The organism is Pseudomonas baltica (genome assembly GCF_014235765.1).
Classification (GTDB): Bacteria; Pseudomonadota; Gammaproteobacteria; order Pseudomonadales; family Pseudomonadaceae; genus Aquipseudomonas; species Aquipseudomonas baltica.
The window spans coordinates 860,405-885,349 of record NZ_JACMYH010000001.1 but is presented as its reverse complement, the minus strand read 5'-3'; the positions used below and the strand labels follow the sequence as shown (position 1 = coordinate 885,349).

Below are 24,945 nucleotides of genomic sequence, written 5' to 3'. Positions count from 1 at the left end.
GCTGAACTACTGGGCCAGGCCAGGTGTCCAAGCGCGAACGATTTGCGCTTGGCCCCGGATTTCCTGATATTCTAGCCGCCACTTCCTTGACTCATCAGCAGCGAGCGGCTTCAGGGTTTGACGTATATGTTGTCTGCGGCGCAGGGAGCCGCCAGATCTTCGATGCGCAGCGGTGGTTTCCACCCCATGTACAGCTGGTCTACAGATCGATTTTCACAGTGCCGCTACACCGGCAAACAAAGGATCCAATACGCATGAACCTGATCCCCGTTATTCTTTCCGGCGGCGTTGGCAGCCGGTTGTGGCCCGTTTCCCGCGAGGCCCATCCCAAGCCATTCATGGCACTGCCTGACGGCCAGAACCTGATCCAGAAGACCTTCCTGCGCGCCTCCAAGCTCGAAGGTGTGTCCGAAGTGCTCACCGTCACCAATCGCGAGCTGCTGTTCAAGACCGAAGACGAATACCGCACCGTCAACAAGACCGGCCACGCCCAGGGCTTCATCCTCGAGCCGTTCGGCCGCAACACTGCCGCCGCCGTCGCCATGGCCGCGCTGCAACTCAACGATTCCCACGGTCCCGACGCCCACATGCTGGTGCTGGCGGCCGACCACCTGATCCAGAACGAAGCCGCGTTCTCCGCCGCCGTCGCCAAAGCCGTCAAGCTGTCGGCCGAAGGCTGGCTGGTCACGTTCGGCATTCAGCCGCAGTACCCTGAAACCGGCTTTGGCTACATCGAGGCCGGCGTCGGCACCGGCCTGGAAGGTACCCTGAAAGTCGCGCGCTTCGTCGAGAAGCCAGACCTGGAAACCGCCAAGGGCTACGTTGCCGCCGGTAACTACTTCTGGAACTCGGGCATGTTCTGCTTCCAGGTCCGCAGCGTCCTCGAAGAACTGAAAAAACACGCGCCGGACGTTCTTGCCGCCGCCGTTGCCGTCAAGGAAGCCTCGCGCCTGACCGAAGCACCGAACTACCGCTGCCTGGCACTGGACGCCGACGCGTTCGCCCAGGTCCCGGATATTTCGGTCGACTACGCCCTGATGGAGCGCTCGGACAAAGTCGCCACCGTGCCGTGCGACATCGGCTGGAGCGACATCGGTTCGTGGAACGCCGTCAGTGAACTGACCGGCGCCGACGAAAACGGTAACCGTTTCGAAGGCGAAGTGCTCTCGCACAATGCGCGCAACAACTTCGTCCACAGCGAAGACCGCCTGACCGCACTGGTCGGCGTCGAAGACCTGCTGGTCATCGACACCCCGGATGCCTTGATGATCAGTCACAAGGATCACGGTCAGGACGTCAAGCACATCGTCGGCCAGCTCAAGGCCAGCGGCCACCACCTGCACAAGCTGCACCGCACCGTGCACCGTCCGTGGGGCACCTACACCACCCTGGAAGAGGGTGAGCGCTTCAAGATCAAGCGCATCGTGGTCAAGCCCCAGGCGTCGCTGTCGCTGCAGATGCACCATCACCGCAGCGAGCACTGGATCGTCGTCAGCGGCATGGCCGTGGTGGTCAACGACGACCGCGAGCTGATGCTCAACACCAACGAGTCGACCTTCATTCGTGCCGGCCACCAGCATCGCCTGAAGAACCCGGGCGTGATCGACCTGGTGCTGATCGAAGTGCAAAGCGGCGACTATCTCGGCGAGGACGACATCGTCCGTTTCGAAGACGTCTACGGCCGCGTTGACAAGGCCTGACCGATAAACCCCGCTTCGGCCTCTGCGCGTGCCTCCAATGCATGCGCAGGGGCCGAACTGCGCTGGTCGTTCGTCAGCGACCGTCCAATCTACCGACGTCCGCGCTCATCGCGCGTCGGCCACATAGAGCGAGCGATTGCCATGTATCCCCCTCTCCAGACCCGTTGCTTCAAGGCCTACGACATTCGTGGCCAAGTCCCCGCCGACCTCAATGACGACATCGCCTACCGTATCGGTCGCGCGCTGGTGTCCGAACTGCACGGCAAAGCCTATGTCGTCGGGCGCGACATGCGCCTGGAAAGCCCAGGCCTGGCCGCCGCCCTCATCAAGGGCCTGACCGAGGCCGGCGCCGACGTGCTCGACCTGGGCCTGTGCGGCACCGAAGAAGTCTACTTCGCCACCAGCCACCTCAAGGCCGATGGCGGCATCATGATCACCGCCAGCCATAACCCCAAGGGTTACAACGGCATGAAGCTGGTGCGCGAGCATTCCAAGCCGATCAGCGGCGACACCGGCCTCGACGCCATTCGTGCCCGCGTTGAAGCCGGCAGCTTCGACGACAAGGCCGCCACCGCTGGCCACGTGCGCGAAGTGTTCGACAAGAGCGCCTACATCGAGCACCTGCTCACCTACATCGACGTCAAGTCGCTCAAGCCCCTCAAGGTGCTGGCCGACCCCGGCAACGGCGCCGTCGGCCCGACCATCGAACTGCTCAAGGCCAAGCTGCCACTGGAACTGATCGTCATCAACGGCGAACCAGACGGCAACTTCCCCAATGGCGTGCCCAACCCGCTGCTGCCGGAAAACCGCGAGCTGACCCGCAAGGCCCTGCTGGAAAACGGCGCCGACATGGGTATCGCCTGGGACGGCGACTTCGACCGCTGCTTCTTCTTCGACGACAAGGGCCGCTTCATCGAGGGCTACTACCTGGTCGGCCTGCTGGCTGAAATGCTGCTGAAGAAGCACCCCGGCAGCAAGATCATCCACGACCCGCGCCTGACCTGGAACACCATCGAACAGGTCGAAGCCGCCGGTGGCGTCGCCATCCAGAGCAAGACCGGCCACGCCTTCATCAAGGAGCGCATGCGCGCCGAAGACGCCGTCTACGGCGGCGAGATGAGCGCCCACCACTATTTCCGCGACTTCGCCTACTGCGACAGCGGCAATATCCCATGGCTGCTGGTGGCCGAGCTGATGAGCGTCACCGGCAAGACCCTGGCCCAACTGGTGGACGAACGCATCCAGGCGTTCCCGTGCAGCGGCGAGATCAACTACGAAGTCGCCGACGTCAAAGGCTCGATCGAGAAGATCCTCGCGTTCTACACCGCACAGAACCCCAACGTCGACCGCACCGACGGCATCAGCGTCGAGTTCGCCGACTGGCGCTTCAGCCTGCGAGGTTCGAACACCGAGCCACTGCTGCGCCTGAACGTGGAAAGCCGCGGCAGCGAAGAATTGGTGGCCCAGCGTGTTGCTGAAATAGAGCGTTTGATCAAAGGATAATTATGTTTGGCATGTTGAGAGGCATCTGGGACTACAGAGGCTTCATTGTAACTTCCATTAAGAACGAGTTCGTTGCGCGCTTTGCGCGCAGCAAACTGGGTGGCCTCTGGATGATCATTCATCCGCTGGCCCAGGTCGCCATCTACGCGCTCATCCTGTCCAACGTGCTCGGCGCCCGCTTGCCGGGCATCGACAACAAGTACGCCTACGCGCTGTACCTGATTGCCGGCATCCTGGCCTGGAACCTGTTCGCGGAAATCGTCGGGCGCTGCCTGACGGTGTTCATCGAGCAGGGCAACCTGATGAAGAAGATGCGCTTTCCGCGCATTGCGTTGCCGATCATCGTTGTTGGCTCTGCCATCCTCAATAATCTGCTGCTGTTCGCTGCTGTGTTGATCATATTCGCTGCGCTGGGTCATGCGCCGAACATGCAGATGTTCTGGTTGATCCCTCTGACGCTGACCGTCGTTGCCTTGGCCGTCGGCATTGGCCTGATATTGGGCGTACTGAACGTATTCGTCCGCGACATCGGTCAGGTCATGCCGATCATTCTGCAGGTGTGGTTCTGGTTCACCCCGATCGTCTATTCGATAAACATCGTGCCCGAGTACCTGCGTGGCACGCTGGACGCCAACCCGATGTATCCCATCGTTGCCGCCTACCACAATGTACTGGTCTACAAAGTGCCGCCTGACATCCAACAAATTGGCATCACCGTCTTGATCGCTTCTGCCTTGATGTTGGTGGGCTTGTTCCTGTTCCGTCGCGCATCGGCAGAAATGGTGGATTCGCTATGACACTTCTAGCCGTCACCAATCTGGGCAAGGCGTATCGCACCTATCGCTCGGAGTGGCAGCGCATGGCGCGCTGGTTCTACCTTCCTGTGAAACCCACCGAAGAGCATTGGGTCCTCAAGCACATCAGCTTCGAACTGGGCGCTGGCGAAGCCATTGGCTTGGTGGGCCAGAACGGCGCGGGCAAGTCCACATTGCTGAAAATGATCACTGGCACTCTGCAGCCCAGTGAGGGAACGGTCCAGGTGAATGGCCGCATTGCTGCCATTCTGGAGCTGGGGATGGGCTTCAACCCTGAATTGACAGGGCGGCAGAACGTCTATCACGCCGCAGGTCTGATGGGGTTCAATGCCAGCCAGATCAATGGCGCGATCGATGACATCGAGGCTTTCGCCGAAATCGGCGAGTACTTCGATCACGCGGTACGGACATATTCCAGCGGTATGCAGATGCGTGTGGCGTTTTCGGTAGCGACTGCATTCCGCCCGGAAATTCTGATCATCGACGAGGCCCTTTCCGTTGGTGACAGTTACTTCCAGCACAAAAGCTTCGGGCGCATCAAGGAGTACCAGAAAGCGGGTACAACCTTGCTGATCGTGTCCCACGACAGGGGCTCGATTCAGGCGCTGTGCAGTCGTGCGATCCTGCTGGATGGCGGCACCATCATCAAGGATGGCCCGCCTGAAGAAGTCATGGACTACTACAACGCGATCATTGCCCAGAAAGAAAACTCGGTGGTCGAAGTCAACACGCTGGCCGATGGCGGTCGCCAGACCAAATCTGGTAGTGGCAAGGCGTCTATCGACAGCGTAACGCTTTACAACACCGAAGGTGCCCCGGTCGAGTACATAGCGGTGGGCGAGGAGGTGTGCCTGACCATCAAGGTCAAGATCAACGTTGAACTGCCAGAGTTGGTTGTTGGCTATGTGATCAAGGATCGCTTGGGTCAGGATGTCTTCGGCACCAACACTCACCATCTCAAGTGCGTGCGAACCGACCTGCAGGAAGGCGAAGTCTTGACATATGAATTTCGCTTCCCGGCCATGTTGGGTGTGGGTTCGTATTCCGTGGCCGTCGCACTGCACGCCACCGATAGTCATATCGCCGACAATTACGAATGGCGCGATCTAGCGCTGCTGTTCAACGTAGTCAACATGTCCAAAGGCAGCTTCGTCGGCTTGGCCTGGATACCTCCGACTGTGGAGTGCAAGTGATGGACGACAGTTTCTATCGCGCTTTCGAAGACCGCTATCGCGGATCTCGGGATTTGATCACCGAGCGACTGCGAGTCTATTTGCCATTTCTCGACCCGCTCAAAGACCTTTATCAAGATTATCCGATACTGGATCTAGGCTGCGGTCGTGGCGAATGGCTAGAGTTGCTTCAGCGTGAAGGTTACGCTCCCGTGGGTGTAGACCTGGATGAGGGGATGCTGCAGGCCTGCCAGGCGTTGGGTTTGCCTGCGCGTAACGCAGATGCCCTTGCCGCGCTCAAGGAGCTGCCGGACAACAGCCTGGTGGCCGTGACGGGCTTTCACATTGCCGAACACATTCCTTTTCCCGTTCTTCAGGAAGTGGTGGCCGAAGCCCAGCGCGTATTGCGCCCAGCCGGGCTGCTGATCCTTGAAACGCCGAATGCCGAAAGTCTCGTCGTGGGGACCAATACGTTCTATCTTGACCCGACCCACGAACGGCCACTGCCGGGTTTGCTGCTGTCGTTTCTGGCCGAGCATTCGGGGTTTGCCCGCGCTAAAATCGTCCGCCTTCAAGAGCGCTCCGAACTGCGCGCCGAAGACCAGAAAATCGGGGTGTGGGACGTGATTTCGGGCACTAGCCCGGATTACGCCGTAGTTGCGCAAAAGCCAGCTGCTGCCGAACAGCTCGAGACCTTTGCGTCTGCGTTCGACGTGGCCTATGGCGTCGCGCTGCACGAGTTGGCAATGCGTTACGACCATGCGATCGAGCAGCGCTTGAGCGCGATGGAAACCAAGCTGGCGGAAAATCCCGGCCAGGACCCCGGCGAGCAGTATGTTAGCTATCCAGGTCTGCAGGACGCGATTGAGCGTATCCATGCCCACCACGCGGAGCAATTGAAGCTGCTGCACGAGAATTTTCAGCATTCGGCCGAAGTTCACGAAGACCGCTTCAGTCAGGAAGCCCAGGCCCAGGAAGCACGCTTCGCGGGTGCGGTGCTGGCCCAGGAAGAACGTTTCACCGAAGCCTTACTGGCGCAGGAACAACGCTTCCAGGATCTGGTCATTGCTCAGGAGCAACGCTTCACTGATGCGCTAGGGGCACAGGAACAGCGCATCATCGAAGCGTCCTTCGCGCAGGAGCAAAGATTCAGCCAGGGAGTGGAGGCGCACCAGCATCGGTTCAGCGAAAGCGTGATCGAGCTGCAACAGCGTTGCTTCCACTTGCAGAACAGCCTGGCGCAAGCCCACGAGCACCACAGTAACGCGGTGCAGGAACTGGAGCAGGTTCGCAGCGAACTCAACGCTTCGCTGGGGCATGCCCATCATTGGTATCTGCGCGCCGTGGCCTACGAGCAGCAACTACAGGAGATGCAGAGCAGTACCTTCTGGCGCGTTACCAGTCCGGCCCGTTGGTCGGTCCATACGGTCCGCACCGCCCCCGGTGCAGCGGTGGGGATCGTGCGCGGCTCTGGTCGCAAGGTCTTGGGCGCGGCTGTCCAGTTCGTGCTGGGCCGCCCGATGCTGCATCAGCGGCTCAACACCGCCCTCAAACGTTCTCCGCGCCTGTACATGGCACTCAAGAGCGTCGTGCACAACCATGGAATGATGCCCGATGCCGCGCTGGCGTCCAGTCTTCCTTCGGACAGTTCAGTGCCTGCGCACCTGGAGGGCCTGTCGGTCGAAGCACGTCAGATTTATCACGACCTGAAAAAAGCTATTGATCAAAAGGACCGGGGCTAATGCGGATTGTTATAGACATGCAGGGCGCTCAGGTTCATTGCGCTACCTCCGAGTCGCCTTGCTACGTCATGGACCTTGTAGAAAGCCTGGTCGAAAATTGCGGAGAGCACGAAATATTCCTGGCCCTGAGCAGCCTGCTCGACGGGACCATCGAAGCCATTCGTGCGAAGTTTCACGGTATATTACCCAGCGAGAACATTCGTGTCTGGTCGGCGCCTGGGCCTATTGACCTGCAGCATGGCGAAAACGGCGGGCGCGCCAAGGTAGCCGAGTTGGTGCGGGAAACCTTCCTGGCCAATCTCGAGCCGGACCTGTTGCTGCTGTCCCACCCATGCGCCACTACCAGCATTGAAGCTGCGTCGCTAATAAGTGCGTTGCCCAGCGGTATGTCGATCGGCGTGATCGTCGAAAGCGCGAGCGAGTTCGAAGATGGCGTGCCGCGCCCGCAGTGGGTGCATCAGTTCGAACGGGAAGATCAGACTCACAGCATCTTGCTGCTGCGCCCGCTGGAAGCTGGAACCGTCAGCCAGGCGTTGGACATACCTATCGGGCGGATCATTTCGCTGACCACCGATTCGGCTACCGACTTCAACGAAGAAGACCTGCGTAGCGACGCGTTGACAGTGCTCGCGCTGTTGGAGCGAAGTGGCGTTCCCCCATTGGAGAAGCCGGCGTTGCGTCATCGCCTGGCTTATGTTTCGCCTTTGCCACCACAGAAAAGTGGCATTGCCGGGTACAGCGCCGAGCTGCTTCCCGAGCTCAGCGCTTACTATGATATCGACGTGGTGACGGGCCATCTGGAAGTAACCGACGCGTGGGTGCTGGACAACTGCACACTGCGCACCGTTGATTGGTTCCGGGAAAATGCCACATGTTATCAGCGGGTTATCTATCACCTAGGCAACAACCCGATGCATGCCTTCATGTTCGAGTTGCTCGAGGACATTCCAGGCATCGTGGTGTTGCACGATTTCTATTTGGGCAACGTGCATTGGTATCGCCAGGCTCATGGGCTCAAACCCGGCGCATGGGTACAGGAGCTGTATCAAGGCCATGGTTACAAGGCGGTAGCGGACTTCTTCGAGGACGGCGTGCATGACACGCTTCCCCGCTATCCGGGCAGCCTGGGCGTGCTCAGCAAGGCGCTTGGCGTGATCGTGCATTCCGAATACTCACTGTTGCTGGCGCGGCACTGGTATGGCAACTCGGAACACTGCTCCATGATTCCTCTGCTGCGTGTTCCTGCGGCTGCACCCGACCGGGCCAGAGCACGTAAGGCACTGGGCTTAAAGCCCGACGACTTCGTGGTGTGCACCTTCGGTTTCATGGGCAAAACCAAACTCAACCATCGCTTGCTCACGGCGTGGGAAGATTCTGCGGTTTTGAGCCAGGACCGCAAGTGCAAGCTGTTCTTCGTAGGTCAGAACGAAGCGTCCGATTACGGCCAGGCCATCGAGAAACAGCTCAAGGCGCGCAGGCAAGCTTCAGGCGTGAATATCGTCGGCTGGACCGACAACTCGACCTACGAGCTGTATCTGGCTGCGGCGGACGTGGGCGTGCAGCTACGTGAGCTGTCACGCGGCGAAACATCGGCGGCCGTGCTTGATTGCTTCAACTACGGCTTAGGTACGATAGTCAACGCGAACGGCGCAATGGCAGATCTGCCCGATGACGTATTGATCAAACTGCCTGACCAGTTCAGCGACAGCCAGTTGACCGATGCCCTTGAGCAACTGCGCGGTCACCCCCAGTTCTGCCGTAAGTTGGGCGACCGGGCTGCCGCCTTTGTGCATGCCGATCACGCCCCGGCACAGTGCGCCAAGCTGTACATGGAGCGAATCGAAGCTCACTACGAAGAACACAGCCGCTACAAGACCTTCGTGGCGTCGGTGGCCAACGTCGTCGCCAGCGACGAAGCCAACGTCGATATCCTTGAAACCTCCAAGTGCATCGCGCTCAACCAGCCACCGACCATCGGCCTGCGTCGTATCTATGTCGATGTATCTGCCATGGCGCGCGTTGATTTGCGCACCGGCATTCAGCGCGTGGTACGCGCGTTACTGCTGGCACTGATCGAGTCGCCGCCGCCAGGCTACCTGTTCGAGCCTGTGCTGCTGAGTAACGTGGGTGGTGCATGGCACTGGCGCTACGCGCGCAGCTTCATGATGACGCTCATGGGCTGCGCCAACGAATGGCTGCGCGATGACCCGGTTGACATGCAGCCTGGAGAGCAGTTCCTAGGCCTGGATTTCTGCGGCTCGTACACCGTGGAAGGCGGCAAGGCCAAGGTCTTTGCTCGTATGCGCGAGCGGGGCGTAAGAACGTCGTTCGTTGTCTACGACCTGATCCCCATCCTGTTCGAGGAGCACTTCCCGCCAGGTACCAAGGATGCCCATGCCCAGTGGCTGTATGAAATCACCCAAGCCGATTCTGCCCTGTGCATTTCTGCGGCCGTTGCTCACGACCTTCAGTATTGGCTGGCTGTACACGGCGCCCCGCGTCCGGATCACAAACGCCTGGAAACCAGTTGGTTCCACCTGGGCGCCGACCTGAACTCGTCGGTGCCCAGCAGCGGTATGCCGGACGGGGCAGCCGAGATTCTCGCACGCCTGCGCAGTGCACCGAGCTTCCTTTCGGTAGGCACCATCGAGCCGCGCAAGGGTTACGCCCAAACGCTGGCGGCATTCGACCTGTTGTGGGGCGAGGGCGAGGAGCTGAACTTGGTCTTCGTCGGAAAGGAAGGTTGGATGGTCGAGAAGCTCGCGGCCAGTCTGCGCAAGCATCCACAGCTGAACAAGCGCCTGTTCTGGCTGGAAGGCATCAGCGACGAATACCTCGAGAAGCTGTACGAGTCTTCGTCGTGCCTGCTTGCCGCTTCGGAAGGAGAGGGGTTCGGTCTGCCATTGATCGAGGCCGCCCAGCACGAGTTGCCGATCCTCGCGCGCGCTCTGCCAGTGTTCCGTGAGGTAGCAGGGGAACATGCCGCCTTCTTCGAAGGGGATACGCCGCGGGCCTTGGCCGATGCCGTGCACCAGTGGGTCCGCAACGATGCCGAGGGCAACACCATTCGTTCCGACGAGATGCCGTGGCTGACCTGGAAGCAAAGTGCGGAGCAATTGAAGAAAGCGCTGTTCGGTATCGAACAGACAGCGCCGTCGACGATCGCCCATGCCGATGCCGCGCTCGATACCGCGCAGGAAACGGAGCGCACTCGGCAGGAATGCTGAGGTGTCAAAGGGGGCGCTGATGTTGCCCCTTGCAGTCCTTCAAAGCATTGCCCTGGTGGCGTTCATAGCCAATGACCAGGGCAATGGCAGGGCGCCGGGGCGGCTATCGGCCGGCCCCTGTGATACCCAAATGGCTGTTTCCAAGGTATTATTGGCGGCTATATGCGTTCTCCCGTTCGTGGGTCAGGACCGAACTAAACCATTGACGGTGCACGTGTGATGACATCCAGCCTGAAGATCGAAAACCAACTTGTTGGCAAGAAAATTCTTGTAACGGGACACACCGGTTTTACCGGAAGTTGGGCATGCCTTTGGTTGACATCTATCGGTGCGAAAGTTGCCGGTTATTCTCTGGCTCCTGATACATCCCCTTCGCTCTATGAGCAAATGGGTCTGGATCAGGACGTCGACAGTACGCTGGGCGACATCTGTGATTTCGAATCATTGCACAAGGCCGTCGAAGCCTTTCAGCCTGAATTGATTCTCCACCTGGCCGCCCAGCCCTTGGTGCGCAAATCCTATCGCGAGCCGGTTCAGACGTTCCTCGTCAATGCCCAGGGCACCGCTCATGTGCTGGAAGCGGCACGCCTGGTCAAAAGCGTGCGTGGTGTGCTGTGCATCACCACTGACAAGGTCTACAAGAACAACGAGTGGGCCTGGCCCTACCGCGAAAACGACCCGCTGGGTGGCAAGGATCCGTACAGCGCCTCTAAAGCTGCAGCTGAAATGATCATTCAGAGCTATGCGGCTTCCTATCCTTTCTCCGAAGGGCAGGGGCCGGCGATTGCCACCGCCCGCGGCGGTAACATCATCGGAGGTGGCGACTGGTCGGAAGATCGCCTGGTGCCTGACTTCGTCCGCGCCGCTATCGAAGGTCAGCCGATGACCCTGCGCTACCCGGACGCGACTCGCCCATGGCAGCACGTCCTGGCGCTGGTACATGGTTATCTGGTGATCCTCGGTGAACTGGCATCAGATAACCCGCAGCGCGTCGCCAAGGCCTGGAACCTCGGTCCTCAGGAACTCAAGCAGTACTCGGTCAGAAGCGTTCTGGAACTCATGAGCGAGCACTGGCAGCGCCCCGACCTCAAGTACATGGACAACCCACTGCCCGAGGCGGGCTCGCTGGCGCTGGACAGCTCCATCGCGCGAAACCAGCTGAACTGGATTCCCGTGTGGGATACCGAGGAAGTCGTTCGGCAGACAGCCATCTGGTATCGCGATTTCTACGCCAATCCAGAAAAAGCCCGCGAGATCACGTTGGCCCAGGTCAACGAATGGCGCGCGGGCATTCAGGAGTGATCTATATCCTGGGCGGACGGGGCAGGTTGGGTCAGGCTTTGTCTGCGCTCTACGAGCCGACCGAGTTCGTCTGCCTCGCCAGGGCGGATTATGAGGCTTGGCCAACAGCAGGTGCCGACGCTGTCAGGTCGTACTTTTCCCAAGTTAAATCTGCACCCTCGGTTATCTACGTCTGTTCGGGTCTGCTGGACCCGCGCCTGAGCGACGAAGCGTTGCTGGCAGTCAACTATCACCTGCCGCGCACGGTGATCGAAGGCGTTGAAGCTCTCGGAACGAAAGTCGTCACGTTCGGTACGGCCATGGAACATGGCCTGACCGACAATCGCTATGTCAAGAGCAAGGTCAGGCTCGGCGAATTCGTCGAGCAGGCCAACGCGGCCGGTGCGAGGGCGACGCATGTTCGTATCCACACGCAATACGGTGAGGGTGAGCCCAGTTCGTTCATGTTCCTGGGGCAGATATTGACTGCGCTGCGCAGTGACACTGTCTTTGCCATGACCTTGGGCAAGCAACTGCGTGAATATCACCATGTCGAAGATGACGCGAGGGCCATCAAGGCTTTGGTATCCAACGACGTTGTCGGTCCGGTAGACCTGGCCCATGGCCAACCAGTCACCCTGCGCAGCCTCGCGCAGGCCGTCTTCGACTCCCAGGGCAAGTCTCATCTTCTGCAGGTAGGCGCCATACCGGAACCTGCGCAGGACAATTTCGACAGGGTCTTCAGCGTCCCTGCATCACTCAAGACCCATACGTTCAGAGACACGCTGCCAGCGGTCGTTGAATACATGAAGTCAAGGATGAATGGTTAATGCAAGGTTTCGATACGCACATGCTTGAATCAAACAAAAAGCCTTTGGTTTCGATATCGATCCCGGTCCTCAACGAGTCGGGCAATCTCGCGAACCTCTACAAGCGCCTGGTTGCACTAGGCACGAAGATGGAAAGTCGCTGCGACCTGGAGTTCGTGTTCTCTGACAACCACTCCGATGACGCAACCTGGGACATGCTTACCGAACTGGCCGCAACCGACCCGCGGGTTCGCGCCATCCGGTTTTCCAAGAACTACGGTTTCCAGCGTTCGATTCTTGCTAACTACATGCATACCAGCGGTGATGCCGTCATGCAGATCGATGCCGATCTTCAAGACCCGCCCGAATTGCTGGAGGCGTTCTTCGAACGCTGGCAGGAAGGTTTCGACGTCGTCTATGGCGTGCGCCGCAAGCGCCCCGAGAGCTGGCTGCTGAACAACTTCCGTCGTGTGGGCTACTGGGCAATCGACAAGGTCAGCGAGCATCCCATTCCTCGCGATGTCGGCGATTTTCGCCTGATCGATCGCAAGGTAGTCAACGTACTGCTCAAGACCAAGACCGCCAACCCGTACCTGCGGGGCATGATCGCAGGCATAGGTTTCAACCAGACTGGCATCGCCTATGACCGCGACGCGCGAGTGGCTGGTGAGAGCAAGTTCAACGTCAACCGTCTGGTTCGCCTGGGTCTTACGGCGGTGTTCAACCATTCGACCGTGCCACTGCGGGCCGCTTCCTTCGTCGGCAGTCTGATCCTGGCAGCGAGCCTGATTGGCGCCCTCTATTACGTGGTCCTCAGGTTATTCCATCCTGAACTGCCGCCTGGTCTTGCCAGCATCCACATCCTGGTGTTGTTCGGTATCGGCTTGAATTCATTTCTGCTGGGTATCATCGGCGAATACATTCTGCGTATCTATCTGGTCCTGCGCGCTGACCCTGTCGCGGTGATCCAGCAAAGTCTCAATTTCGATCCCTCCGATCTCAAATTATAAGGAGCGTAATATGAAAGCTGTCATTCTGGCCGGTGGCCTGGGTACTCGCATCGCAGAAGAGTCGGACACCAAGCCAAAACCGATGGTCGAGATCGGCGGCAAGCCGCTGCTGTGGCACATCATGCGTTCGTACGCCAACCACGGTATCAAGGACTTCGTCATCTGCCTGGGCTACAAGGGCTATGTCATCAAAGAGTTCTTCTTCAACTACTACCGCCACATGTCGGACATGACTATCGACCTGTCCACCGGCGATACGCAGATCCTCAACAGCCAGGCCGAAGACTGGAAAATAACACTTGTCGACACTGGCCCGGAAACGATGACCGGTGGCCGTCTTAAGCGCGTTGCTCCCTATTTGAACAACGAAACGTTCTGCCTGACTTATGGTGACGGCCTGTCCGACATCAACATCAGTGCCGAAGTAGAGTTTCACCGCCAGCACGGCAAGTTGGCCACCGTTGCTGCGGTCCAGCCCCCTGGCCGTTTCGGCGTGCTGAACATCGACGCCCACAATGCCGTGTCGAGCTTCGAGGAAAAACCAAGCGACGAGATTGGCTGGATCAACGGCGGCTTCTTCGTCCTTGAGCCCGAAGTCATCAAATACATCGATGGCGACAGCATTTCCTGGGAGCGCGAGCCGCTGACAAACCTGGCCAAGGACGGACAACTCTCAGCATTCCACCACACAGGTTTCTGGCAGCCTTGCGACACTCTGCGTGACAAGCGCGAGCTCGAAGCCCTGTGGGCCGCCAACAAAGCCCCGTGGCGGATCTGAGCAAACACATGACTCAAGCGACAGCGGTAAAAGAAAGGCGTTGGATCAAGCACCTGATAGGGGGCGGCATCACGCTCATCTGTCTGGCGGCGATTTTCCGTCTGGTGAAGTTCTCCGAAGTAGTTGACGCCCTCAAGCAGTTCGAATGGCATTACCTGATCCTGGGTGTGCTGTCCCTGGCGTTCGGCTACTGCGTGCGGATCTTCCGCTGGTCAGTGATGCTTTCGGCTACGGGCAGCAAGGTCAGCTTCAAGAATTGCGCCGCACCGTTTCTGGGTGCGATTGCGCTCAACAACGTGCTGCCGCTACGTCTGGGCGACGTTGTTCGCGCATTGGTATTCCCAAGTGCCATGGGCGTAACCAAAACGGCAGCGGCGACCAGCCTGGTGGTCGAGCGCCTGATCGACCTGGTCACACTGCTGGCCTGCCTCGCCCTGGGCGTGCTCGCCATTCAGACGCTGCAAGTTCCGCCTGCATTGCGCGAAAGCGCAGTGGTGCTGGCATTGCTGGGTGGTATCGCCCTGGCCGTAGGCTTCTTCTTCTCCGGCAGTTTCGCGCGCTTGTTCAACAAGCTGGGCGGCGGCACTGAAGCGAGCAGGGGCTCGGCCAAACTGCAGCAGATCTTCCGCACCATCGCTGGCCTGTTCGAAAGCTTCGACGTGATGTCGCGCCCGCGCGTGCTGGGCTCGATGCTGCTGTTGTCGGTACTGGTCTGGATGGGCGAGGCGGGCTTGTTCTATTTCGCCCTGCAAGGTCTTGGCCTCGAGGCGACGCCGTTGATGGCTCTGCTGGTCATGGCGATCACCACGCTGTCCACGCTTGCGCCGTCTTCACCCGGTTATGTAGGTCCGTTCCACCTCGCGGCATTCACTGCAGTTTCCCTGATCGGCGGTACCTCCGCGCAAGCGGGCAGTTACGCCGTGATCGTACACCTGGCGCTTTGGCTGCCGACCACCATCGTCGGTGCTCTGGCCATCTGGTCCCGGCCGGCTCTGTTCAAGGCCGCCCGCAAGTGATCAAGACCCTATCCATTCTGGTAATCATCAATGAATAACTACGACGTAGTGATTGTAGGGGGCGGTTTCACCGGCCTCACCGCAGCGTATGTGCTGGCCAAGCAAGGCAAGAGCGTACAAGTCATCGAAGCGGACTCCACCCCTGGCGGCCTGGCCGGTATTTTCGAATTCGACGATGGCGTGCGCGTAGAGAAGTTCTACCACCACTGGTTCAACAACGACGTGTTTGTACCTGAGCTGGTCAAGGAACTGGGTCTGGAAGGCGACGTGATTCTGCTGCCGACCCGTACCGGCATGTACTTCAACGGCCGCATGTGGAAACTCTCCACGCCGCTGGACCTGCTGCGCTTCAAGGCACTGTCCTTCGTCGACCGTATTCGCCTGGGCCTGCTGGTGTTCCAAGTGCGCAAGATCAAGGACTGGAAGTCCATCGAGCACCTGAGCATTCGTGAATGGCTGGAAGGCATGTGCGGCAAGTCGGTGTACAAGGTGGTCTGGGAGCCGTTGATCGACTCCAAGTTCTCCGTCTACGCCGAAGCGGTCAACGCCGTGTGGATGTGGAAGAAGCTGGTACTGCGCGGCAGCACCCGTAACGACAAGGGCGGCGAAGAGCTGGCCTACTTCAAGGGCGGTTTCGGTCGCCTGGCCGAAGCGCTGGTCTCGGCCATCCGCGAGCACGGCGGCGAAGTGACCTTGAACACCAAGGTCCAGGGCCTGGTCACCGAAGGCAAGCAGATCACCGCCGTGACCACTGACAAGGGCGAAATCGCCGGCAAGAAGTTCCTGTTCACGCCGTCGTTCCCGTTAATCGCCGACCTGTTCGAAGGCAAGGCCGACGACCAGTGGCTGGCCAAGCTGCGCCGCGTCAAGTACCTGGGCAACATGTGCCTGGTGCTGCGTTTAAAGCACAGCCTGTCCGACACCTATTGGCTGAACGTCAACGACCCGGGCTTCCCGTTCGTGGGCGTGATCGAGCACACCAACTTCGACACCCCTGAAAACTACAAGGGCACGCACATCGCTTACCTGTCGCGCTACCTGGCAACCCAGGATCCGGTGTGGGGCTATAACGACGAACAGTACCTGGACTTCGCCTTGGGCCACCTCAAGCGTATGTTCCCCAAGTTCGAGAAGGACTGGGTAGTCGACTACAAGGTATGGCGCTCCGAATACGCGCAGCCGGTGACCGAGCGTAACTACTCCCAGTACGTGCCAGACGCGTCGACGCCGTACGACAATGCCTTGATCTCGACCATGGCGCAGATTTATCCGGAAGACCGTGGTACCAATTACGCCATCCGTGAAGGCCGAGCGATCGCCAAGCGGCTGTAAATACGGTTGCACAGGTAGGGTAAATCTCCGGGTGTCTGACCAGTGCAGACGCCCGGAGCCGTTTTTGAAGGGTCCCATAAAGGATGATGGGTACGCTCATCTTGGAGAAGCAAATGCACGCAGGAAATGTGCCGTCAAAGCTGATGGTCTGTTTGATGTTCGTGGCTTTGGCGCTATTGGTAGCGCTCAACATCGACGCGCTGTGGGGGCATGCCGTTGACCTGGCCCACCACTACGTACTGGTGTTCAGGATAGGCGAGCAATTCAACCTCGGTAATCCCACCGATCCCTCCATGGGCGAGATGAATTTCTACCCTCGGCTGAGCCACATCGTGGCTGCGGTCGCAGGCTTCATAGTGGGTTCGCCGTTGCTCGGCTTGCACCTGACCGCGCTGCTTTCACTTTTCCTGATCTGGTTTTGCTACGTCTACCTGCTGGGCACGCTGCCGCGTGCGTTGGCGGTTGCGAGCATCGTCTGCCTTGCCGTGCTCTCATCTCTCAACAAGCGGGTCTTCCACCTGGAAGTGCACGGCGCAGAGCTGGTCGACAACTACTTCTTCTCTCAGTTGATGGCGCAAAGCGTGACCATGCTGGTCATCGCGATCGGTCTGCTGTCCGAGCGCAAGGCCGGCCGCTGGTGCGCCTACTTCGTTCTGGTCATGGGCATCTTCATCAACACCGGCATACACCTGTTGCCCACCCTTGAGCTGCTGGGTGTGCTTGGTTTTGTGTTACTTGTAGATGGCATCAAGGTTCGCCGTTCGGACCCGCGACTGAGGGTCTGGTTGCTGCCCGCACTCATCGTCCCGGCCTGTGCGTTGGCTGGCGTACTGATCAATCCGGCATTCGCTGCCATGCGCCAGATCGCGGATAACAACGGCGGCCTGGGCTTTGATCGAATCAGCTACCCGGTGGGTTTGATCACCGTTTGCCTGGCTGTAATGGCGATGTCCATTACGGCCGCGTGGGCCTACTTGCGACCTCATGGCCAGTACGCCTGGCCCGTGCTCAAGTACCTGTCGGCGCTAGGCATGGCCATGGCCACGCTCTGCCTGTTGCAGATGGTTCTGGCGCAGTTTGGCTATGGCTCCGATTACGCAGTCAAGAAGTACGGAAACGGGCTGCTGACGCAATTTTTGGTGCTTGCCAGTGTCGGCTTGGGCGCTCTGGTCCTGCGTCGGCCCCGAATCCGAGCGTTGCAGTTGCCGGGTTGGCTGTTTGCACCCAGCGCGGCCGTACTGTTCTTCTGTATCGCAACCAACGCCACGCCGCGCAAGAGTGATTTCGACGTGTCCGAGCTCGTACAGCTCGAAAAAAGCATGACCGGCTTGCTGGCCAGCCAGTACACACCGGCAGTGTCGCCCAAGCAGGATGTGGTGATAGGTCTGAGCAAGGAGCCGACCTTCGACTACATGTTTACCTTGGCGATCGCTCGTACCTCACGCAAGTACGCCACACCTGAAATCTTCTACACCCACGCCATTACCGATTTCAGCAAGTACGACAATGTCATCACCGCGCCCGGTACTCCCCGTTATGACAGCCCCCAGTGCCGGCGCAACAGCAACCGTCTACTGGTAGTCAACTCGGCCGCGTGCCTGGCGACGTTGGCGCAAGAGGTTGAAAAGCAGCAGACCTCCTTCGATTTCACCTCCGACAGCACCTTGCCTGTGGGCAGCATCGACGGTTTCAGCGTTCCAGAGGCACACGGGCGCTGGATGCAGACCCCACGCGGGCGCTTTACTTGGCTTCGACCCAGCGTTGCTCCCAATACCCTGAAGGTAAAAATCACGCCTTTCCTGAGCGCCGCTCATCCGCGACAAAGACTGTTGATCAAGGTCAATGGCCAGCGCGTGTATGAAGGAGAGTTTCTCTATGAAGGCTTGGTAGAACCCATTCAGGTTGCAATCCCGGCACCCACCGAGCGTGGCTACGTGGTCGAGTTCGACGCGCCCGACGCCATCTCACCCAAGGCACTGGGATTGAGTGAAGACACTCGAGAATTGAGCTTCTCGGTTAAGGAATTGACGTTTGAGTAACAGCAGTCCTTCGCCAACTCCTGCCGACATCCATCGTGGGCGAGATAGAACGGGGTATCGCCTTAAACATTTCCAACCCGCCGCTGCCGGCCTGACAGCCCCAGCGGTAAGCATGCACGGAAGTCGACTTTATGCGTGACACGAAAACCGTACTTCACCAGCCGCAACAACGTCATATGGGCGTCTACGTAGGCATTTGCCTGGCCCTGCTGTTCCTCTATTTGCTGTTGAGCCGCCTGGCGCCCGTGCGCGTGGGTGATGGCTCGGAGTACTACGCCATGTACCTGGCCTGGCGCGATACGCTGCAACCTTGGATGAACCCCGCATCGTTCGCCTCCTACCAGCAGCTCTATTCGGAACACGGCATCGCCGATCTGGTCACGCTGGAGTGGCTGCAGACCGCGTTTCCTGCACTCCAACTTGGTGACATGGCTGATTTCAACCACTTCTGGTTCTACAGCTTCCTGGCCTTTGTCGTCAGCAAGGCAGTAAGCCTCGTAGGGCTGGTTCTTGTGCCCCACCAAGCGTTCCTGGCGCTGCACTGGCTCTTGCTATGCATTACCGGTATGACCGCTTACCGGTTGTATGGAAAGCGCGGCATCGGCGTCTTCACGGTGCTTACGCTTTTCTCTCCCATGCTTTGGTTCACAGACAAGGTTCACACAGAAGTGCTGACCTACTGTCTGACCTTGATGGGCATCATGTTCGTCTTTTCCAGGCTGTACCTGGCGGGTGCGTTGGCCATCGGCATTGCCGCCACGCAAAACCCGAGTTTCGCGCTGGTAGCGTTCATTCCGTTCGCCTATCGCTTCGTGCTGTTGCGCACGCAACGTTTCACCCTATTCGAAGTGTGCCTGGTAGTCGGCACCGCCTTTGCCGTAATGGCGCACCCGGTCTACTACTTTCTAAGATTCGGTGTGATCACACCGCAACTGCTCGCCGGTGGCGCTTCCTTAGGCAGTAATCTGTCGACGTTCTATATCTGGATCCTCGATCCGGACCTGGGCCTGTTGCCGAACTGGCCGGTAGGTGTGTTCTTCATCCTGACCGCTGTGGCGCTGTTGAAATGGGCGAAACCCAGAGCCGGGGAGGGTGGCGACAGGGCCTTCTATGTTTTCCTGGGCGCCTTCTTCCTCATCAACTTCTATGCTCATTCATCGACCATAAACCTCAACTCCGCAGGCACCCCAGGTGTCGCCCGTTACTCGCTGTGGTACCTGCCGGCATTCTTCCCGGTTGTCTATTTCGTCGCACGCTGCCTACCCTTCGGGCGCGTCATGACAGCGCTGTGGACCTTGATGCTACTGGCTCTTGGGATCTATGGCATACAGCAAAACAATCCCGTCAAGCCCGAGCAATATTCGTCTCCTTCGTGGTTGTCCAACGTCATTCAGACCAACGTCCCAGGCATTTACTACCCGCCAGCCGAAGTGTTCACCGAACGCTACTCCGGGTATGGCGAAGCCATCAAGGTGTTGAAGCCGCGTGCGGTGCTTGGGCCTGACTGCCACAAGCTGTTCGTCTTCGCAGGCCAACGCGAGCGCATGGTCACAGCACCGTCGTTATGCACCCTAGACCTCAAAAAGCTGGAGAATCTGGTAGAGACCGACTTTGCGGGAGTTACCGAAGACCAGTATGTCCAACTCAGCAAAGACCAACTCGCTTCTGCCGCATTCATAATTGCCCCCGGTAGCTATCAGGTAGGCACCAATGGCACCGGCTCACCCATGATAGGTGATGGCTGGTTTGCTACAGAGCCGTGGGGACGGTGGTCGAGCGCGAACGCTACGCTGGTATTGCCGTGCAACCCGGCGCAACCCTATGCAGGGAAAGAGAGCCTCAGCCTGAACCTGCACGTCGAAAGCTTTGCAGATCAACCTGTACAGATCAGCCAAGACGGCAATGTTCTGTTCGACGGGGCTTTGCCTGCGGATGGCTTGATCCCGGTCAAGGTGAAGGTGGATAGCTGCAAAACCCCGATCCTGACACTGGATGTGCATGTAGAGAATGCGAAGTCAGCGCTTGAGCGAGGGCTGTCGGATGATCCCCGGCGGCTGGGCGTAGGGTTGCGAGGAGTTGAGCTGTTGCCTTAAGGAAAGATACATAGCCTAGCGTTGACGCTAGGCTATGTATGATAAATGCCCGAAGAACGCGATCAGGGCTGCACATGCGTTTTCCGATCAGCCAGATCGGATGAAATCTTGCGAGGATTTGCCCAATCTCTAGCGCAAGTTCATCAAACCCAATCAGCATGCCCAATCAATTGAATGAACCCGGCATCCCCTTGGGTCAGTGCGACGGACTCTTCCACGTTGGCGATATCAAATGCCACCTGTCCGCGACTTGTACCTGTGTCCAGCGAGTGGACCCAATAGGCCAAACCGTCAGCATCGCTGCCTCTGTTTAGCACCTTGTGATAAACATGGTCGACAAAGGCTGCGTTGCTGTCATCGGGCAGGCCCCGGGAAAATTCGGCAGATTGCACAAATGCATTCGCAACCTGGGTACCGGTCTCACTCGCGGCGCCTTGAGACAGCCAGTACTTCAGGCCTTCGGTATCGGGAATACGATCCAGAATGGTGTACAGACGACCAATGCTTGCCTGCGCTGCGTCGAGAATGAACAGCTCGCGATCTGCGAAATCGAGCACGTTGAAGCTATCAAGATTGAACTGCGCAGTAGATCCCGAGGACCGGCTGACTGATAGCGTGTCGGTATCGAGTGCGCTGATCGTGTAGGCGGATGCAACGTCGTTGAAAATGAAGGTGTCGATACCAGAGTTGCCGACCAGATGGGAAACCCCATTGCTATCAAGCCTGACTTCCTGCTCACTGACCTGATCATCGCCAACCGTGCCGGTGGCCAAGCCTTTGCCCACCACCATATCCAGATTGTTCCAGGCGTTATGAGCCACGATCTTTATAAATCCCGTCTCGCCTTGCGACAGGTCGCGGCTCTCGCGCGAATTCAGGAAGCTATCAATGACCGCTGTTCGACTCAAACCAGCCTGCTGCAGCGTGTTCCAGTACGCCACACCTGAGTCATCGCCTGTGCGATGCAGAAGGGTCTGGTAGAGGTCAAGCACAAAGTCTCGATTATCAAGCCCGCTGTAGCGCTGCACCACTTCAGCAGAATTCAGAAAGGCATCACGAATCTCTGCCTGCGAACTGCCCATCGCCTGTTGCGTCAGCCAGTGATTCAAGCCCTGGTAATCAGGCGTGCGTCCAAAGAGTGTGTAGAGCCTGGCAACGTCAGCCTGACTCTCGGTGAGCGCGATGTGATGAAGCTCCGAGCCGAAGCTTAACGAGACAGTGGCGTCACTGTCGGCGTTGAAAGTCCCGTATCGGCTACGGAAAGCCATCAGCACTTCGTCGAGAGTGGCGGTTTGGTCCATGAAAGCCAGCTTTTCGATGCTTGAAAGCGTGTCCACGTCGGAAGTTGGCGCATCGTGAACGCTGAGGGTGCCTTGGCTTAAAAGCTCGACTTTGTAAGTTGCAAAGTATCTGGCGCCTGCTTCGGCATATATCGCTGTGTCCGTGCCGCTACCACCATTAAGCATGTCCGAGCCAGTCCCACCCATTAGCCGATCGTTGCCATCGCCGCCTTGCAGTTGGTCATTGCCCGCGCCCGCATCAAGAAAATTACCCATTGCATTGCCGATCAGCGTATCTGCGCCTGCACCGGTGACGGCATTCTCGATGACCGTCCCCCGTGCGATTGCAATATTCGATAGACCGCCGTATACGCTGGAAAAGGCTTCGCTTCTCAAATCGACTGTCTGGGCGCCGACATAGGTGCTCACGTTGATCGTGTCGTTGCCGCCCGAATCATAGATCGTCGCTACCCGGCCAAGCATGAAGTCGGTTCCGGTTGTGGCGTCAGCCGTGTCGAAACGGTAAATATCATCACCCGTACGGGTGACGGCGGTGCCGTACAGCGACTGGATGGCCACGATGTCTGCCAGCATGGGGGTCACGACGTAGCCGAAAGAAGCATTGGAATACGTATTCTCGTCCTGACTGAAGTAGGACATCACCGAATACTTCCAGCTGTCCTCCTGGTAAAACGCATTGTTGGTAAAAGCCGCGCTGCCGTTGTAATTGCCCGCATGGCCCAACCCCAACGCGTGGCCGATTTCATGAATGTAGGTTTGCACGTAATACGAACCGTACTTCACCCAATCCGAAGCGACGTTGACGCTGCTGTTCGATATGATGCTGCCTGCATAGTTGGAGCTGGAGTAGGCACCGCTTTTGTTTTCGCTAAAATTGATCGCGCCGGCGGCGGCGGTTTCCACGAATTTGATGCCACTGACGTTTGTCCAGGTTTGCAGCGCATACTTAGCAACAACCTGCGCGGTTGAGCTCAACCTGGCCAGGTTGACGGTGAGTGAGCCACCAGCGTGCACGTCAAAATGGTGCTGGGAGCCGCCAGTGGCGTCGTGCCAAAAGCCATCGGTGAGATAGCTGGCTTGCTGGTCCAGCGTCAGATGCTGAAGCTGGGCTTGGGAGGTGGGTGTCTGTGTGCTCACACCCTGGCTGGTCGCTCCGTTAACCCAGAGTTGGGTGAGCGCATCGCACATCGAACACATGTAAAAAACTCCAGGGCAGGCATGTCTGGCCGTGTCAAGAACGCAAGAATCGGTAATGAGTTCAAGCCGCTGAGCCTGGCTTGAAAACTGGCGTTGTGTTTCGCGTACGTCTGACCGGCCTTGGTCTTAATGACGGTGCTGCTATTTGCGAAGGTAGGTCACGGCACGTCCGACGACACACGATGCCCATTCCTGATGACCTTATCGGCATGCTTTCTCGTGACTGAAGGGGGGTGTTCCTCGAGTCGACGAAATACACGTGGACGACGCTGGAGGAGGCTTTCCGGGTGATCTGGCGCTGCCGTTAGGGCGTGCGAAAGCAAATCTTTGATGCCTGAGCAGGTGATAAAGAACGAGCCGAAGTCCGAATCAACCGGTTTGGAACGAGGGAAGTCGGTCATAAAAAGGGTACGTCCCTTGGTAACCCTAGCTGTACGAGAACTTGAAGTACGCTCTGCGCGAAAAGAGTTGTCTCAAACACCGTACGGAACAGCTCAACGCGATGTGATTGCAGTAATCACGTCGTTCAGCAATTGCCAAATCCGCGCTTAGGGTTACGTCACGCCCACACTGTTGCTGGCTCGTTCGTCCAGCGCTGACGCCACATTTATCCTATCGTGCAACCTGGCAAAGCTCTGTGCTGCTATGGCCAGCCTTAACGCCACCTTGCAAGTAAAGCGCTTCGCCTAACAAATCGTTCAGATACACCAAGACGATAAGGTGTACTTCGACGGACCGGTTCGCGCCGAGAAAATAATCTCCATTCGGGCGAAAACACAACTCTGTTAAAAGCGGTTCCTAGATCTGGACGTGCAAGACACGAACGTTAAATAGGCCCTAGATGTGGACTGTCGAAGAATGCAGAGGCACTAGGGGGTTGCTGAGAGTTCAAGTGTTACGTTTAAGGAAAAAGAAAGGGCCCAGCGGCTGCTGCTGGGCTTCGCAGGTAAATACGTTCAATCTCATAGGAGATCTTCATGGTCAAAGAGTAATCAAACAACTGTGAGAATTACTTGGCTAGGGCGCCGCTGGGTGCGCTATATCGTCGGATTCTTCGATTTCTGTAGAGCTTCAATTTCGACTTCAATGAGCCTAAGCTGCGAGGCCGTATGCTGTCTGGAAGCCTCAAGAAGCTTCATCTTGGTCGAATAATCGGCAGTAGATAGATCAGGGGGGCTAGACAGTGTTCCGCCAGATGCTTTGATAGAAACTACCTGCTCATGTAGTCCCGCAACATTCCGATGACCCAATGAGTTTTCAGAGGCATGCTTGCGTTTAATGATGCAAATTGAATTAACAAATTCGATAGAGTGGATTTCTGATAGTAGAGCTTCGCTGAGCGCCGGAGTTAGGCCATAAGCCGCGAGGTACTCAGTTCTGGTTTGACGGACCTGCCAGTGCTCGAAGTTTATTATGTCAGCAAGTTTTTTAAAAAAAGCCATCGCGGAAAGTGGGTAATTAAGTCCGCCCTCCCAATCTGCCCAATAGCTGCAGTGAAGATCTTCAGCTATGAAGATTCCACCCTCTTTGATATGAGCGAACATATCGGAAAATGTTTGGATGATATCCAGGCTTGTATGGGATCCATCGTCGATTATAACGTCAAAAGATTGAGATATCCCCAGGATTGTATTTTGCGTATCTTGTTTTTTTATATCACCAATAACAATATTTATCTTGGTAGAGTCGTAGGTTATCGAGGCGCATTTTTCGTTAATGTCACAGCCTGTAATGGAGGTAGCATTTGGAAAGTATTGGTCCCAGATCTCAAGTGAGCCACCATTTTGAATTCCGATCTCTAGAATTGAGATTGGCTTGTGTCTGATAGGGCTAAATAATCTATCGTAGTGGTGTAGATAACTTTGCCACTTATCTGAAACTCGCCCTGTGTGTTGAGCGTAAATCTCGTCTAATAACATATATTTTCTGC

Annotated in this window: 16 protein-coding genes; 14 read left to right on the top strand and 2 right to left on the bottom strand. The window is 57.8% G+C overall.

Annotated elements, in window-relative coordinates; all coding sequences use genetic code 11:
* Positions 1-254 precede the first annotated feature (254 nt).
* From H7993_RS03905 to H7993_RS03840, 14 genes are all read left to right on the top strand, one after another.
* The gene (locus tag H7993_RS03905; protein ID WP_122478398.1) at positions 255-1,700 is read left to right on the top strand and encodes a mannose-1-phosphate guanylyltransferase/mannose-6-phosphate isomerase; all 1,446 of its coding nucleotides are present in this window, start codon (positions 255-257) and stop codon (positions 1,698-1,700) included.
* Between the two features lie 141 nt (positions 1,701-1,841).
* The gene (locus H7993_RS03900; protein WP_185793507.1) at positions 1,842-3,203 is read left to right on the top strand and encodes a phosphohexomutase domain-containing protein; all 1,362 of its coding nucleotides are present in this window, start codon (positions 1,842-1,844) and stop codon (positions 3,201-3,203) included.
* 2 nt (positions 3,204-3,205) lie between these two features.
* On the top strand, positions 3,206-4,000 hold the full coding sequence (locus tag H7993_RS03895) for an ABC transporter permease (protein ID WP_185793506.1): 795 nt from the start codon (positions 3,206-3,208) through the stop codon (positions 3,998-4,000).
* Positions 3,997-5,211: an ABC transporter ATP-binding protein gene (locus H7993_RS03890; protein WP_185793505.1), complete on the top strand. Its 1,215-nt coding sequence runs from the start codon at positions 3,997-3,999 to the stop codon at positions 5,209-5,211. Before H7993_RS03895 ends, H7993_RS03890 begins: the two co-directional genes overlap by 4 nt.
* Entirely contained in the window at positions 5,211-6,932 is a 1,722-nt protein-coding gene (locus H7993_RS03885) for a class I SAM-dependent methyltransferase (RefSeq protein WP_185793504.1), read from the top strand. The genes H7993_RS03890 and H7993_RS03885 overlap by 1 nt, the downstream gene beginning before the upstream one ends.
* 68 nt (positions 6,933-7,000) lie before the next feature.
* Positions 7,001-10,159: a glycosyltransferase gene (locus tag H7993_RS03880; RefSeq protein ID WP_185793503.1), complete on the top strand. Its 3,159-nt coding sequence runs from the start codon at positions 7,001-7,003 to the stop codon at positions 10,157-10,159.
* 219 nt (positions 10,160-10,378) lie between these two features.
* The gene (gene rfbG / locus H7993_RS03875) at positions 10,379-11,461 is read left to right on the top strand and encodes a CDP-glucose 4,6-dehydratase (RefSeq protein ID WP_185793502.1); all 1,083 of its coding nucleotides are present in this window, start codon (positions 10,379-10,381) and stop codon (positions 11,459-11,461) included.
* Complete coding sequence (locus tag H7993_RS03870) at positions 11,458-12,270, top strand: NAD-dependent epimerase/dehydratase family protein (RefSeq protein WP_185793501.1); 813 nt, start codon at positions 11,458-11,460, stop codon at positions 12,268-12,270. Before rfbG ends, H7993_RS03870 begins: the two co-directional genes overlap by 4 nt.
* A 20-nt stretch (positions 12,271-12,290) precedes the next feature.
* A complete protein-coding gene (locus H7993_RS03865) occupies positions 12,291-13,259 on the top strand; it encodes a glycosyltransferase family 2 protein (RefSeq protein WP_185793500.1) in 969 nt (322 codons plus the stop codon).
* A 10-nt stretch (positions 13,260-13,269) separates the two neighbouring features.
* A complete protein-coding gene (rfbF, locus tag H7993_RS03860) occupies positions 13,270-14,037 on the top strand; it encodes a glucose-1-phosphate cytidylyltransferase (RefSeq protein ID WP_122714167.1) in 768 nt (255 codons plus the stop codon).
* 8 nt (positions 14,038-14,045) lie between these two features.
* A complete protein-coding gene (locus H7993_RS03855) occupies positions 14,046-15,053 on the top strand; it encodes a lysylphosphatidylglycerol synthase transmembrane domain-containing protein (RefSeq protein ID WP_185793499.1) in 1,008 nt (335 codons plus the stop codon).
* Between the two features lie 30 nt (positions 15,054-15,083).
* Positions 15,084-16,385, top strand: coding sequence for an NAD(P)/FAD-dependent oxidoreductase (locus H7993_RS03850; RefSeq protein WP_185793498.1), 1,302 nt, complete (start codon positions 15,084-15,086; stop codon positions 16,383-16,385).
* A gap of 155 nt (positions 16,386-16,540) precedes the next feature.
* Positions 16,541-18,424 (top strand): hypothetical protein, encoded by a 1,884-nt coding sequence (locus H7993_RS03845; RefSeq protein WP_185793497.1) that lies wholly within the window; start codon positions 16,541-16,543, stop codon positions 18,422-18,424.
* A gap of 131 nt (positions 18,425-18,555) precedes the next feature.
* The gene (locus H7993_RS03840; protein WP_185793496.1) at positions 18,556-20,517 is read left to right on the top strand and encodes a hypothetical protein; all 1,962 of its coding nucleotides are present in this window, start codon (positions 18,556-18,558) and stop codon (positions 20,515-20,517) included.
* 143 nt (positions 20,518-20,660) lie between these two features.
* Here H7993_RS03840 and H7993_RS03835 read toward each other — a convergent pair whose 3' ends face one another.
* Entirely contained in the window at positions 20,661-23,015 is a 2,355-nt protein-coding gene (locus tag H7993_RS03835; RefSeq protein WP_185793495.1) for a DUF4214 domain-containing protein, read from the bottom strand.
* Positions 23,016-24,052: 1,037 nt separating this feature from the next.
* Positions 24,053-24,934 (bottom strand): class I SAM-dependent methyltransferase, encoded by an 882-nt coding sequence (locus H7993_RS03830; RefSeq protein ID WP_185793494.1) that lies wholly within the window; start codon positions 24,932-24,934, stop codon positions 24,053-24,055.
* Between the last annotated feature and the right edge of the window lie 11 nt (positions 24,935-24,945).